The sequence below is a fragment of the Erwinia sp. OLFS4 genome (assembly GCF_002752165.1).
Lineage (GTDB): Bacteria > Pseudomonadota > Gammaproteobacteria > Enterobacterales > Enterobacteriaceae > Izhakiella.
In genome coordinates, this window is the sequence record NZ_MOMB01000003.1 from 117,301 (window position 1) to 131,507 (window position 14,207).

12 protein-coding genes, 1 tRNA gene and 1 pseudogene are annotated in these 14,207 nt (G+C 45.0%); 10 read left to right on the forward strand and 4 right to left on the reverse strand.

Translation table 11 applies throughout. The annotated features are described in order from the left end of the window. The first annotated feature begins 191 nt into the window (after positions 1-191). The gene (lptF, locus tag BL249_RS02010) at positions 192-1,292 is read left to right on the forward strand and encodes an LPS export ABC transporter permease LptF (protein ID WP_199073414.1); all 1,101 of its coding nucleotides are present in this window, start codon (positions 192-194) and stop codon (positions 1,290-1,292) included. After that, positions 1,292-2,368, forward strand: a complete 1,077-nt coding sequence (gene lptG, locus BL249_RS02015) for an LPS export ABC transporter permease LptG (RefSeq protein ID WP_099705478.1) — start codon at positions 1,292-1,294, stop codon at positions 2,366-2,368. Before lptF ends, lptG begins: the two co-directional genes overlap by 1 nt. A 73-nt stretch (positions 2,369-2,441) precedes the next feature. Here lptG and BL249_RS02020 read toward each other — a convergent pair whose 3' ends face one another. From BL249_RS02020 to BL249_RS02035, 4 genes are all read right to left on the reverse strand, one after another. Then, positions 2,442-3,731, reverse strand: coding sequence for a DUF445 domain-containing protein (locus BL249_RS02020; RefSeq protein ID WP_099705479.1), 1,290 nt, complete (start codon positions 3,729-3,731; stop codon positions 2,442-2,444). Positions 3,732-3,747: 16 nt separating this feature from the next. After that, a complete protein-coding gene (locus tag BL249_RS02025; protein ID WP_099705480.1) occupies positions 3,748-5,250 on the reverse strand; it encodes a helicase HerA-like C-terminal domain-containing protein in 1,503 nt (500 codons plus the stop codon). A gap of 100 nt (positions 5,251-5,350) precedes the next feature. Further along, a complete protein-coding gene (locus BL249_RS02030; protein WP_099705481.1) occupies positions 5,351-6,166 on the reverse strand; it encodes an alpha/beta hydrolase in 816 nt (271 codons plus the stop codon). A gap of 185 nt (positions 6,167-6,351) precedes the next feature. After that, positions 6,352-6,858: a DUF2501 domain-containing protein gene (locus tag BL249_RS02035; protein ID WP_099705482.1), complete on the reverse strand. Its 507-nt coding sequence runs from the start codon at positions 6,856-6,858 to the stop codon at positions 6,352-6,354. Positions 6,859-7,136: 278 nt separating this feature from the next. On the opposite strand from BL249_RS02035, the gene BL249_RS02040 reads away from it, so the two are divergent. From BL249_RS02040 to BL249_RS02075, 8 genes and pseudogenes are all read left to right on the forward strand, one after another. Then, a tRNA-Leu gene (locus tag BL249_RS02040) sits at positions 7,137-7,221 on the forward strand. Between the two features lie 189 nt (positions 7,222-7,410). Further along, positions 7,411-8,661, forward strand: a complete 1,251-nt coding sequence (locus tag BL249_RS02045; protein ID WP_001218963.1) for a tyrosine-type recombinase/integrase — start codon at positions 7,411-7,413, stop codon at positions 8,659-8,661. A gap of 111 nt (positions 8,662-8,772) precedes the next feature. Beyond that, positions 8,773-9,582: a DUF6387 family protein gene (locus tag BL249_RS02050; RefSeq protein ID WP_099705483.1), complete on the forward strand. Its 810-nt coding sequence runs from the start codon at positions 8,773-8,775 to the stop codon at positions 9,580-9,582. Positions 9,583-9,748: 166 nt separating this feature from the next. Beyond that, a complete protein-coding gene (locus BL249_RS02055; RefSeq protein ID WP_001092369.1) occupies positions 9,749-9,955 on the forward strand; it encodes a helix-turn-helix transcriptional regulator in 207 nt (68 codons plus the stop codon). Between the two features lie 20 nt (positions 9,956-9,975). After that, a complete protein-coding gene (locus BL249_RS19185) occupies positions 9,976-10,275 on the forward strand; it encodes a hypothetical protein (RefSeq protein ID WP_045378553.1) in 300 nt (99 codons plus the stop codon). A 295-nt stretch (positions 10,276-10,570) separates the two neighbouring features. Further along, positions 10,571-11,773, forward strand: coding sequence for a tyrosine-type recombinase/integrase (locus BL249_RS02065; RefSeq protein WP_099705484.1), 1,203 nt, complete (start codon positions 10,571-10,573; stop codon positions 11,771-11,773). Further along, a complete protein-coding gene (locus tag BL249_RS02070; RefSeq protein WP_099705485.1) occupies positions 11,766-13,070 on the forward strand; it encodes a tyrosine-type recombinase/integrase in 1,305 nt (434 codons plus the stop codon). Before BL249_RS02065 ends, BL249_RS02070 begins: the two co-directional genes overlap by 8 nt. Next, positions 13,067-14,207: pseudogene (locus BL249_RS02075) on the forward strand (DNA-binding protein); the annotation flags it as partial. The gene BL249_RS02070 and the pseudogene BL249_RS02075, both read left to right, overlap by 4 nt.

Sequence of the window (14,207 nt, forward strand, 5' to 3'; positions counted from 1 at the left end):
GCACCGTTGATCAAACGGACATCTGGTGGCACTTGGTGTTAAAATTCTGGCACGCATTTACACCTCCAGAACGTATGTATTGTCATACTATTATTAGCGACGACAATCGCCATTGATGAGAAAAATGGCAAGTAAGCGATGAAATTAGCGATTTTCCTGCAAAAAGACAAGTTTTCACAGGTGCACTCAGCGTGATCATCATTAGATATTTGGTTCGGGAAACTTTTAAAAGCCAGCTGGCCATTCTGTTTATCCTGCTGCTGATCTTTTTTTGTCAGAAGCTGGTCAGGATACTGGGGGCGGCGGTAGATGGCGATATTCCTACAAACCTGGTTTTGACCCTGATGGGGCTGGGCGTGCCGCAAATGGCGCAGTTAATACTGCCGCTTAGCTTGTTTCTGGCGATTTTAATGACCTTCAGCAAACTGTACACAGAAAGTGAAATTACAGTCATGCATGCCTGCGGCTTAGGAAAATCGGTACTGGTCAAATCGGTGACGGTGCTGATAGTCATTACCGCCATCGTGGCAGCGGTTAACGTTGCCTGGCTGGGACCATGGTCACAGCGCTATGAAAATGAAGTGACCCAGAACGCAAAAGCAAACCCTGGCGCTGCCGCGCTGGTTGCTGGCCAGTTTCAGACCACCAATGACGGCAATAACGTGCTGTTTATTGAAAAAGTGAAAGGTAATGATTTCCAGCAGGTGTTCCTGGCTCAGCTGCAGCCGAAGGGCAACGCGCGCCCGTCGGTGGTCGTGGCCGATCACGGCGTAATGACCCAGCGACCTGACGGTTCACAGATGGTGACCCTGGATAAGGGCACGCGCTTTGAAGGCACCGCCATGCTGCGTGATTTCCGTATTACCGACTTCCAGAATTACAAAGCTATTATCGGTCATGAAGTGGTGCCGCTCGATCCCAACGATGCAGAACAGGCCGATTTTAAAACGTTATGGCACTCTGATAATCCGGAATTTCACAGCGAACTGAGCTGGCGTCTGACACTGATTTTCTCGGTGTTTGTTATGGCGCTTATGGTCGTACCGCTCAGTGAGGTTAATCCGCGTCAGGGCCGCGTGTTGTCAATGTTGCCGGCGATGCTGCTTTACCTGATTTTTTTCCTGTTACAAAGTTCCATTCGCTCTAACGCGGCCCGTAATCACCTGAATGTCTTTTACTGGATGTGGGGGGTGAACGGCTTTTATCTGGCGCTGGCGTTGATACTGAATGCCTGGAATACCGTACCAATGCGTCGCTTTCGCGCACGCTTTAAACGTAAGGAGAACGTTTAATGTTTGGCGTACTCGACAGGTATATCGGTAAAACCATTTTTAATACCATTATGGCGACGCTGTTTATGCTGGTATCGCTGTCCGGCATTATCAAATTTGTCGATCAGCTACGTAAAACCGGGCAGGGCGACTATTCAGCACTGGGCGCGGCAGCCTTTACCCTGCTGAGCGTACCGAAAGATATTGAAGTTTTTTTCCCGATGGCGGCGTTGCTGGGGGCGCTGCTCGGGCTGGGGACGCTGGCACAACGCAGTGAGCTGGTGGTGATGCAGGCGTCTGGCTTCACCCGATTGCAAATAGCCGGTTCGGTGATGAAAACCGCCATACCGCTGGTGCTGCTGACCATGCTGATCGGTGAGTTTGTCGCGCCGCAGGGCGAACAAATGGCGCGTAATTACCGGGCTCAGCAGATACTTGGTGGTTCGCTGGTTTCCACTCAGAACGGCTTATGGGCGAAAGACGGCAACAGTTATATCTATATTCAGCACGTCCGCAGTGACAGTACCCTGGAAGGGGTGAGTATTTATAACTTTAACGACAACCGCCGGCTGGAAACCGTACGCTATGCCGCATCAGCAAAATTCAATCCCGACAGTAAACAATGGGATTTGTCGCAGGTGGAAGAATCGAACCTGGTTAACCCGCAGCAGGTCACCGGCAGCCAGACCCTGAAAGGGGAGTGGAAAAGTTCGCTGACGCCAGACAAATTAGGCGTGGTGGCGCTGGACCCGGACTCTTTGTCGATTCGCGGCCTGTATGATTATGCAAAATACCTGCGGCAGAGCGGCCAGGAAGCCGGGCGCTATCAGCTGAATATGTGGAACAAAGTGTTCTCGCCACTTTCGGTAGCGGTAATGATGCTGATGGCGCTGTCGTTTATCTTTGGCCCGTTGCGCAGTGTAGCGATGGGCGTGCGGGTAGTGACTGGCATCAGCTTCGGGTTTATCTTTTTTGTGCTTAACAACGTTTTTGGTCCGCTCAGCCTGGTATATGGCCTGCCGCCGTTTCTGGGGGGCCTGTTGCCGAGCGCGCTCTTTATGGTATTGAGTGTGTTTATGCTGGTTAAGCGTAAATAGCGCAGGAGCAACACTGGCCGGCCGGCGGCATAAAGCCGGCAAAAAATCTGGGCTGGTTGGATAACACGATGGTTTACAGCCAGCGCGGCAGAAAGTGAGAAATGAAAAACAGCAGCAACCCGATTGCCCCGCCGACCAGGGTGCCGTTAATGCGAATGCGCTGTAAGTCTTTACCGATGTTTAATTCAACCTGGTGTGCCATATCACGCGCATCCCAGCTTTTTACCGTATCGCTGATATGACGGCTGAGAAAAGCAGAAAAGTCCGGCGCGGCACGTTCGGCAGCGTTTTCCAGATGCTGATTCAGTGACTGACGCAGTGCCGGGTCATCGCGCAGGGTTTCACCAAACCAGCGGGCGGCCTGCTGCAGACGCTGATCCATCTGCGGGTTATCACTTGCCAGATCCTGTTTGAGCCAGTGACGCAACTCATCCCACAGCTGGCGAATGTAACTGTTCAGGGCTTCATCTTCTTTCAGATAGCGCTTTATCTCCTGTGCACGCGCCGCCATTTCCGTATCGTTGCGCAGGCGTACAATAAATTTATTCACGCTGCGGTTAAAGGCCGAACGCAGCACATGGCTGCGATCCTGTTCAATGTGGGTCAGCATCGATGCCACCGCATCCGCCGCCAGTTCAGCACTTTTCTCACCCAGCCATTCGCTGGGCAGCATTTTTTCTTTCCACGGATGGTCACGCTTGAGCCATGTCACCACTTCACGGGCAATAAAGTCGTGGGTTGCCGGCTGATTAATCAGTTGCAGTAGTTGCTTCAGAGCATCATCCAGCAGTGCCTGGTGGCGACCGTTACGGGTCAGACTCTCCAGGATCAGCGCTGCCGACTGGCTGAGATCCACTTTGTCGATCGCCTGGTGCACCGCCCGGCGAATAAAATCCTGGATGCGGGCATCGTCTGCCATATCCAGCAGACCACGCATTACCCGCAGCAGATAGCGGCTTAACTGACGTGCGTTATCCGCCTCACTCAGCCAGCGGGCGGCCATTTGCGCCGGATCGTAACGGCGGATTAGCGTTAGCAGGGCGTCGGCATTGAGAAATTTCTCCTCGACAAAAGCCGCCAGATTATCGGCAATACGCGCTTTATTGTTCGGTACAATCGCGGTATGGCGGCCGATCAGCGGTAGCGGAATCGGGTGAAACAGCGCGCTTACCGCAAACCAGTCTGCCAGCGCGCCGACCATTGACGCTTCGGCAACGGCTTTCAGCGCGGCCAGCCACAGCCGGTCAGCGGGATAGAAATGTGCAAAGATCAGCGTAAAAAGAAAGGCGGCGGCGGCCGCCAGTAGCATCAGACCGGGCCACAGCTTGGCCCGGCGCAGTTCACGTTCTTTGTGGTCTGTCATGCGGTTAACAGGGCGCTTAGCGACGGCGTCCTCCCATCAGACTGCCTAACACGCCGCGAATAATCTGATTCGCCACCTGACGCGAAGCGCTTTTTGCCATGCTTTGCACGATACCATCGCGTTTGCCGCCGCGCGGCCCGGTACTGCCGAACAGGATATCTTTCAGGCCGCCAAGCACGCCGTTATCAACCTGAACATTATTACCTTTGGCCGGCGGTGCGTTGGCGTCTTCCGTGGCATGCTGTACCCCTTTGGCCAGCTTTTCAAAGGCGGATTCACGATCCACTGCCTCATCGTATTTACCGGAAAGCGGCGAGTGATTGATCAAGCCGTTGCGCTCATCGTTGCTAACCGGCCCCATGCGCGAGGCCGGCGCAATAACCATGGCGCGTTCGACTACTGAAGGACTGCCTTTCGCATCAAGAAAAGAGATCAGCGCTTCGCCGGTACTCAGCTGCTGGATGGCCTCTTCGCTGTTAAATGCCGGGTTAGTTCGCATGGTCTGCGCTGCCGCTTTAACCGCTTTCTGATCTTTTGGTGTAAAAGCGCGTAGCGCGTGCTGAACGCGATTCCCCAGCTGGCCCAGCACGTTGTCCGGAATATCGGAAGGATTTTGCGACACAAAGTAAATGCCGACCCCTTTCGAGCGTATCAGGCGAATAACCTGCTCGACTTTTTCCAGCAGCACTGCCGGGGCGTCGGTAAACAACAGGTGAGCTTCATCAAAAAAGAACACCATTTTAGGCTTATCAAGATCGCCGGCCTCCGGCAGATGCTCATACAGTTCAGAAAGCATCCATAACAGGCTGGTCGCATACAGCCGCGGCATCTGATAGAGCTTTTCAGCGGCCAGAATATTAATGATGCCTCGTCCGTTGCTATCGGTACGCATCCAGTCACGGATATCCAGCATTGGTTCACCGAAAAAGAATTCGGCACCTTGCTGCTCCAGCGTCAGCAGGCCGCGCTGGATGGCGCCTACCGAGGCAGCATTAATATTGCCGTACTGTGTCTGAAATTCTTTGGCGTTATCACCAATGTACTGCGTCATTGCGCGCAGATCTTTGAAGTCGAGCAGTAGCAGCCCCTGATCATCGGCGATACGGAAAATGATCTGTAATACGCCGCTTTGTACCTCATTAAGGTTCAGCAGGCGGGCCAGTAAAATTGGTCCAAGGTCCGAGACAGTCGCCCTTACCGGATGACCTTTTTCGCCAAAAATGTCCCAGAGTACTACCGGGTTACCGTCTGGCTGCCAGTCAGTAACACCAATGCTTTCAAGCCGGGCACTGAGTTTGTCTGACGGCACCCCTGGCTGCGAAATGCCGGTGAGATCGCCTTTAATATCGGCCATAAAAACCGGCACGCCAATACGGGAAAAACTTTCCGCCAGTTTCTGTAAGGTCACCGTTTTACCGGTCCCCGTCGCACCGGTTATCAGGCCATGCCGGTTCGCCATAGCGGGAAGTAGCTCGAGCTGTTTTTCTTTGGTGCGGGCAATCAACAATGCTGAACTCATAGCCTTAATCCTTAGTCAGTATACTGCTTCAAGAATAGCAGGTTAGCACAGTGAAGAAACAGCACAGCCGCCAGCTGGCCACGCACAGAGAAAACGCCCATTATGCGTCAGCTCGCAGCGCTGCGCGGATAAAACTAATCATGCGTTCAATGACCTGCTGCTGATTCGTTTCATTAAAAATCTCGTGCCGGGCGCCAGGCCAGATTTCCGCTTCAAAAATACGGCCATGCAGTTTATTAATAGCAGGTTGTGTTTCAGATAGCAGCACCAGTTTGTCATCAGCGCCGTGCATCCATAATAGCGGCAGGGCACCGAAACCGGCGCCGTGATCAATCCGCGTCAGGGCTGCCTGTAGTGCATTGAGCGTCGCGCGCTTAAATGGGCCGTGCCAGACCAGTGGATCGGCCTGGTAAGCGGCACCTACGGTGGGATCGCGTGACAGCGTATTGGGGTCAAGCGGCGTATCCGGCAGAGTTTGCTGTGCGGCCAGATCGGTAATCGCGGTTTTTTTACCCAGCAGAGGCCCTGACAACACCAGCGCGCTGACGCTGTAAGGATGACGCTGCACGTAGCGCGTGGCGATCAGCCCACCCATTGAGTGGCCAATAATCACCAGCGGCAGGCCGGGATATTCAGTACGCAGGGTAAACACCGCTTTATGCACGTCATCCACGACGGCTTCCACGTCTTCAATCAGCACCCGTTCACCTTGTGAAAGGCCGTGTCCGCAGTGGTCTGGGCCAAATACACAGGCTCCATTCTGCTGCAGCGCATTGGCTACGTGATGATAACGGCCCAGGTGTTCACCGTAGCCATGCACCAGCAGCGCAAGAAAACGCGGTTGATCCCGTAGCCAGCAATACATCGCCTGTTCACCGTTGTGACCCTGAATATAACGCAGTTTGTAATCGGTCATGGTTATTCCCTAACTTCGGGTAAGGCAACAATAATGAACAGGCCGGTCCGCCGCCTTTTAATGAATAATCTCAGCAACCGGTCGGTCATCAGGTCGCGGGCCTGTGCAGCGGATATCCGGCGATAAAATCCGTTGTGCTGCCCGCAGGCAAAGATGCCGCGCCGGTGGGCGCGGCGTGAGAAAAATCAGGAAATAAATTGCTTGCCTTGTTTCAGCACCAGATCACAGGCTTTGGTTTTGACTTTTTTCGCCAGCGGCGACTGGCCCAGGCTGTTGAGATTAATTTGCTGGTTATTACCGGTATTCAGCAGACCCATCAGACCCTGCTTATAATCCTGCTTTTGCGTTGCCTGGCTGTCAGTAGTCAGGCCCAGTTTACCCAGCAGCTTATCTTTGATTGAGTCAGCATTGTTATCGACGATATTGTTTTTCACGCAGTACTGCAAAATACCGGCGACGTTGGTCATGCTGTTAGAACTGAGGGACTGATTACCGCCGTTAAGCAGGCCGGTCAGCGAAGATAGCGACATTCCTCCCTGCTGTGCAGAAGTGCCGGACGCCGTTCCTGAACCACTGGTCAGCGAACTGGCGGCGTTACTCAGCTGATCCTGCCAGCTTGCCGCTGCGGCAGAACCTGCCAGCAGTACAGAGGAAAGAGAAAAAACCACCACCAGTCCTTTAGATATTTTCATATTAATCACCTTAGTCACATCCTTTACACCGCCCGAAGGCGACACTCAATACCTTGCCAGTTAGGATTTATCGTTAACCGGCGCCGTTGGGCAAAACGCCAGCAGATGTGACCTTAGCATAGCGCGCAGGATTATGTCTGGACCGGTGTCTGAAATTACAGCATGCGGAGTGTGACTTACGCGCAAATTTTCAGCACTCAGCGTGCCAGGAGAGGGATAGTGGTTGCGCCTGCAAGGGGTAACGGTATAATCCACCACGTTTTCCGTCTCCCTTCCGTGCCGAAGTGGCGAAATCGGTAGACGCAGTTGATTCAAAATCAACCGTAGAAATACGTGCCGGTTCGAGTCCGGCCTTCGGCACCATACAAAGCTTTTTTCAAGTCTACTAACGTCTACTTTAGTCCATAAAAACAGTAGGTTAAGCAGGTTTCTGGCTTTTCTTAGTCTGTCTACGTCTACTCAATTCCTTGAACATATACCAACTGATGATGGTATAACTGATGGTATTCCCGGTTCGATTGATTTTGGTACCAACACTGGAGGTATCAACTGATGGCTCTCACGGATATCAAAGTTAGGACTACCAAGCCCTCTGACAAACCCTTCAAACTTACTGATGGGCAGGGTATGCACCTGCTGGTCAACCCCAATGGTTCAAAATACTGGCGTTTACAGTATCGCTTTAATGGAAAGCAAAAGATTCTGGCATTAGGTGTCTACCCTACGGTGTCACTTGGCGAAGCTCGCAGAAAAAGAGATGTAGCCAAAAAGTTGGTATCTGATGGTATCGACCCTTCTGAGAAGAAAAAAGCAGACAAGATCGAGCAAAGCGAAGCTCTGACATTCGAAGCTGTTGCAAGGGACTGGCATACTGCCTGTAAAAGGAAATGGTCAGATTCCCATAGTGAGAGGGTTTTAAAGAGCCTTGAAGATAACCTTTTCTCTTCCATAGGAAAGAGAAAAATAGCCGAGCTTAAAACCAAGGATCTCCTCGTTCCGATCAAGGTTGTTGAAGCTTCTGGACGGTTAGAAGTAGCAGCCCGTCTACAACAACGAACCACAGCAATTTTGCGATATGCCGTCCAGAATGGCTTAATTGACTATAATCCGGCCCAAGAAATGTCTGGGGCTATTGCTGTAGCAAAAAGAACCCACAGGCCAGCTTTGCCATTCGAACGATTCTCAGAACTCTTAGAACGAATTGATAACTTCAAAGGTAGGAAACTCACGAAGTTAGCCGTAAAGCTGACATTGCTCATTTTCATTCGTTCCAGTGAACTCAGATTCGCAAGATGGTCGGAAATCGATTTCGAGAATGCAATGTGGACTATTCCCGCTGAACGAGAACCACTACCCGGAGTGAAACATTCGCACCGTGGTTCGAAAATGCGAACTCCACACCTTGTTCCTTTGAGTTGTCAGGCATTGGCTGTGTTGACGGAAATTAAAGAGATCAGCGGTGATCATAAACTCGTGTTCATTGGCGACCATGATTTCAGAAAGCCTATGAGTGAAAATACGGTAAACAAGGCTTTGAGGTCTATGGGCTATGACACAACCGTGGAGGTCTGTGGACATGGGTTCAGGGCTATGGCTTGTAGTGCCTTGATTGAATCCGGTTTGTGGTCGAAAGATGCTGTTGAACGGCAAATGAGCCATCAGGAGCGGAACTCAGTTCGTGCTGCCTACATACATAAAGCAGAGCACCTTGATGAGAGAAAGCTTATGTTGCAGTGGTGGGCCGATTACCTTGACCTCCTTAGAATACGACAAGTTTCACCATTTGATTTTAAAAGGATTTAACTATTAATAAGTAGTTAAGTAATCGCTCTCACTTATCAACCTTGTTAAGGGAGAATTAATTCAGATAAGCAGTGTTAACTCATTCAAGCTTTGAATATAGTGGAGGGATTAATGAAAGTAGTAAGCCCTTATGAAGAATTAAAAAGCTGGTTTAGTCTCGAAAACTATGAGCAGTTAAAATCACTTACAATCAAAGAACTGCATACTGAGCTTGCCTTTAGAGAAGCGATTTTCGACAGTGTAAATTTTGGATGGGAAGATGATAATCAAAATTTAAGATCTATCCTTGAAGGTAATCCTATTTTGAGCACACAAGATAATAATCATGGTCATTTTGGCAAGGGCCAAAGACATGTTGCGCAGGTTAGCTTCGGTGATATAAAAAAATTAGAGAACAAGTTAATAATGTTTAGCATGGATTTTTTTGAAGAAAATGGCGATTTCAAAAAAGAGTTGAAAAAGAAGCCAATAACAAAAACTATGAGAGACTTTTTTCTTAACCAAAATAGCAGTAAGATGTATGTTTCATTTGATTTAGGAATGTCCAGCGATGAAGAAATTATAACAGCCTTACAAACGATGCTACCCATTCTCAGGAAAGAATATGAAATTGAGCCAGTAAAAACAGAAAAAATTGGACTGGCAAAAATAAGAAAGCTTGTCGATTACAATATTATCCCAATGATGGATTTATTGATTTGGGCAAAATTTAAAAAAGTAAAAATCTCAAATATGGTCTTGTCTCGTGTCTTGTATCCCGACTTTACAAGTGAGATCAGAGGAGAAGATCACATTAAAGATACAGACAGGCCTGTTGCAGAGAAGTCATTGAATGGAGAAACAACCCGTAGTCTCGAATACTTTATCAACAAAAACAGCCATCTCCTCAACATACCGATTTCTGAACTCGGCTATTTCTAGTTGTAAATCATCATGTTAATTGTCAAGGGGAGGGCGTAAATATTTTTCTTCCCCAGAATTTCCTTTCATTCTTCCCTCATCTAACTTTTCAGTTATCAGCATTCCCTTCATAGATACAAATCTGTGTGGCTAATATCTCCGTAACGGAAACGGAGGAGACAGCCAAATGAATACAATCAATCAAAGCTTAATTCGTTTACCAGAAGTCTTGAAACGAACTGGTTTCGGCAAAGCCTGGATCTATCGTCTGATCAGTGAAGGTCGGTTTCCGGCACCAGTGAAGATCGGTGTTCGTGCCGTTGCTTTTGTCGAGAGTGAAGTTGACGAGTGGATTCAATCAGTTATCGAAACAAGTCGAAATAATGTTGCTTAGTTAATTTGGGGAGACATGTTATGAATATCGAAGAATTTGTGAGTGAAGATAACCATATGTGCAATTTATGCGGAGATCTTTTTTACAAGATCTTTGACCCAGAAGTGATTTATGACTTACCCAATAACGAGTTGAATAAACAAATCATTTACTGGCTCAGTCAGTACCTTGTAGGAAATTTGAGAGAACCTTTAGATTCGATCTCTGAGCTTAATGCTTCCAAACAGATATATGTTTACGAGACCTGGTTCTCTCTAATTAAATGTCCTGATGAAATGAAACTCCTAGCGAAGCGGATAATTTTATATCTATTGGACTAAGAGCTTTTTATGAAAATGTAAAGTTTGGCTCCATATTTTTGCTTAAAACCTTACAGAATAACTTACATTATTTTTATGACCGTTTATTAGTAAGGCAGTGAGATAGTTTTCGAGGTATTAGGTGTACATAATAATAACTAGATCTACCAGATGATAATTTGACAGGAATAATCGTCTATCTCACTGTTTTAATTTAACTAAATGACTTAATCGATTCAAATAAATTTGTAAATCTACGAAATGCTTATTATTAATATATTGGAATTATACTTTTTGTAAAGTTTAGGAGGAAAATATGCGTAGTATTTGTGTGGATTCTTTTATGTTCGAAAATGGTGAGAGATATTGTCATATTGTAAATAAAAATACTGGTGAACCATTGTATTATCCTAACTTGTATATAACAACACAGGTCAGGAATCGGTCAGAGTCTATATCAACAATGAAGGTTATTGCCGGTAGCATTTCATTGTTATATCGATTCTTTATGAGGAAAGAGATCAATATTGATGAAAGAATTCAGAAAAAGATATTTCTGGCTCCTCATGAAATTGAAGATTTGATTGAATTCACTTCATTCAATTTCCGAGATGGCGAGGATGATAATTTTAGGAGTTCAAATGTCAAAAAACCAACTAAGTACTTTCGGATTACAACCATAGCTAACTATCTGGAATGGCTGTGCAAAATACATCTTTCTCATACAGGGCAGAAGGATACTCTCAAATATATTTTAGATTTCATTAACAACATAAAACGAAAGAAACCGAGAAACAATGATAAATATAATATGGATATAGAAAAAAGCTTAGATAAAGAACAATTGGATTCTTTGTTTAGCACTCTTGCACCGGGTAGTAAATTAAATCCTTTTTCAGAAAAAGTGCAAAAAAGAAACAATCTAATATTCCTGCTATTATACTGCTTTGGCCTGAGAGCAGGTGAACTTTTGAATCTGCGAATTGGTGATATAGATTTTGCAGAATCGACAATTGCAATAAGAAGAAGAGCAAATGATAAAACAGATCCGCGAGTGTATCAGCCATTAGTTAAAACTTGTGAGAGGAAATTAATTGCTGATACAAAGCTCATGTTTGAAATTTCAGATTATATTATGAATGATCGAAGAAAGATAAAAAATTCTAACAAACATGATTTCCTGTTTATTACTTATAAGGAGGGAAAAACTCAAGGGCAACCTATTTCATTTTCTTCATATCACAAAGTGGTGAGTGTTGTTCGTCAATCCTCCTCACTTCTAGGGGGATTGACAGGTCACAAACTCAGACATACATGGAATTATGAGTTTTCGAAAGCAATAGACAAGAATCAGGACATATCCGATGAAAAAGAGCAACAAATCCGTTCTTATCTCATGGGATGGCGACCGGGTTCAGAAACTTCAATTATTTATAATCGCAGGCATATTTTTGAGCTATCGAAAAAAACTGCACTTCAACAACAAGAGCAACTATTCAAAGGAGAATTTGATGAATAATTTAATTAAATATAACTCTGATAAAATGTCTTTGCATGAGCATAAAATCGTCAGTTCGATTGAAAGCAATGGAATCAATCTTACAAACTTAATATATGCTATGAACGAAAATTTGGTTTGTGGATTTGTATATACAGTACAATATTATTTTAATAGCAACAGCTATTTGTATGTGAAAAATATTGTTAGAAATATGGAGAGTCTTATCTGTAAAGTATCTCCTACTCATATTGATGATAAGGTTCTAATTGAATATCAAAATAAGAAATTATCAAAAGCCCCAGCATCACTTCGCGTTTTACGACCATTTTTGATTAAATGGTTTGAGTTAGGAAATACAGGAATAGATGAAAGTGCGGTAGAACTGTTAAAGCATTTGGACCTAAAGATAAAAAAATCTGGTCAGTCTGTGCTTCAAGATGATCCAACAGAGGGACCACTAACTAAAGAAGAACATACTTCTTTGATTAAGGCTATGAATCATGCATATAGAAAAGGTGAACTGTCACTGCCACATTATGCAATATCACTATTGATCAGCCTTACAGGTAGAAGACCTCAGCAGTTAGTTATGTTGAAATATAAAGACCTTCTTCAAAAGAACTTAGATAATGGCAAAGTAGAATATGTAATTTCAGTGCCACGAGTTAAACAACGGGGTAAAGAACTACGATATCGAGAACTTGCAATAATATCAGAGGTTGCATCAATTGTTCAATTGCAAGCTAATCAATCAGTGAAACTCGTTGAGCAAGCTCTTGGAAAAACTCTTGATGATTATTCTAAACGAGAAGTTCCTATTTTCTTAAATGAGGAAAAACTCTCAGATTTATCCATAACAGGTTCAATTCTTCTGGAATATAATAAATTATATGCGAAGCCTATAATTGCTAATGTAGCATTGAAAGGTATTGTTAATAATGGGAATATAATATCCAACCGTACCGGTTCGATACTAAATATTACTCCTCGCAGGCTTCGTTATACAATAGCAACTATGCTGGCTAAGGATGGGCATAATGTTAATACTATAGCTGAGTTATTGGATCATTCCTCTACTTCAAGTGCGGGTATTTATATTAAAAATCATGCTGACAGTGTTGAAAGGATTGATTCCGCCGTTTCAGAACAATTGTCATTTGTCGCTGATATTTTTATGAACGGAATCAAATCTAAAAAGAGTAGTCATTTCAAATTTTTTTCTTCAAGTAGATGCCAGAGTCAGAATTCAGGATTTCCTTGTAATCAATGTATGTTTTTTATTCCGATTGAGTGCAGTGAGGTGAATCAACTATGAATAATATTATTTTGTTCAAATCAAAAAAACATATTCTTGTAGAAGAAAATTATAATGAGTTCATAAAATTTTGTCGCTATCAACTGCCCGGACTAACCCAAACTCAGGATTGGGAGCAGTATGCATGGAAAGGATATGTCACATTTAGAAAAATAGGGGTTGGAAATAAAGTCTTTGATTCCATTGATGCAATGCACGAAGATTATATCAATTTTGCGAAAGCATATATCAGATATCAACACTCATTGAAACCATTAAAAAACTATGGGGTTATTATGATGGCTTTGCGATGCCTCGAACAGGCCCTTTTGCAGGTTCAGAACACTGGACTCATTTATAATGTTACAGCCGTTGTTTTCGATGAGGCAATGCAGATCGGGAGTAAATATTTTGAAGGTAACGTTTTGGCTAAATGTGGAATACAGCTTGAAAAAATATCAAAGTTTCTATATGAACATAATCTTGTGAAGTCAGGATATATCTCATGGAAAAACCATGTAAAACAGAAAGTCAAAAACAATTATCTTCCTGAGATTGAGGATTATCACCGAAGCGATAAGTTACCAGATGAAGAGGCATTGCTCGCTATTGCTGATATTTTTTCTCAAAATGATGAGTTACTGAGTCCAAGGGATAAGTTCACAAGTTCAGTATTTGCACTTCTACTTTGTTGTCCGAGCAGAATCTCTGAGATTTTAGCCTTACCTGCTGATTGTGAGATTACACAAATAGATGGCAAGGGTATCGAAAGATATGGGTTGAGATTTTATTCGGTAAAAGGGTATGGCCCTAATATCAAATGGATTCCACGGGTTATGATACCAGTTGCAAAGAAAGCAATTAGAAGATTACTTTCCTTATCACAAAATGCAAGAGCACTTGCTTACTGGTGCGAAAAGTACCCGGATAAATTTTACCGACATGAGCTTTGCCCAACAGTCGATGAAAAAGCTAAATTGACCGTTGTACAAGTTTGCCATGCACTGGGGTATAATTTATTTGATCATAAATCATGTGTTTTAAAAATTAAAAGAACGAGTTTGGATGGTGGGAAAAGTTTCTTAAACCACAATGATTACAACTATTCATTGAGTAATTTGTGGGAAATTATTAGTTCTAATTTTAGCAGAGGCTTCA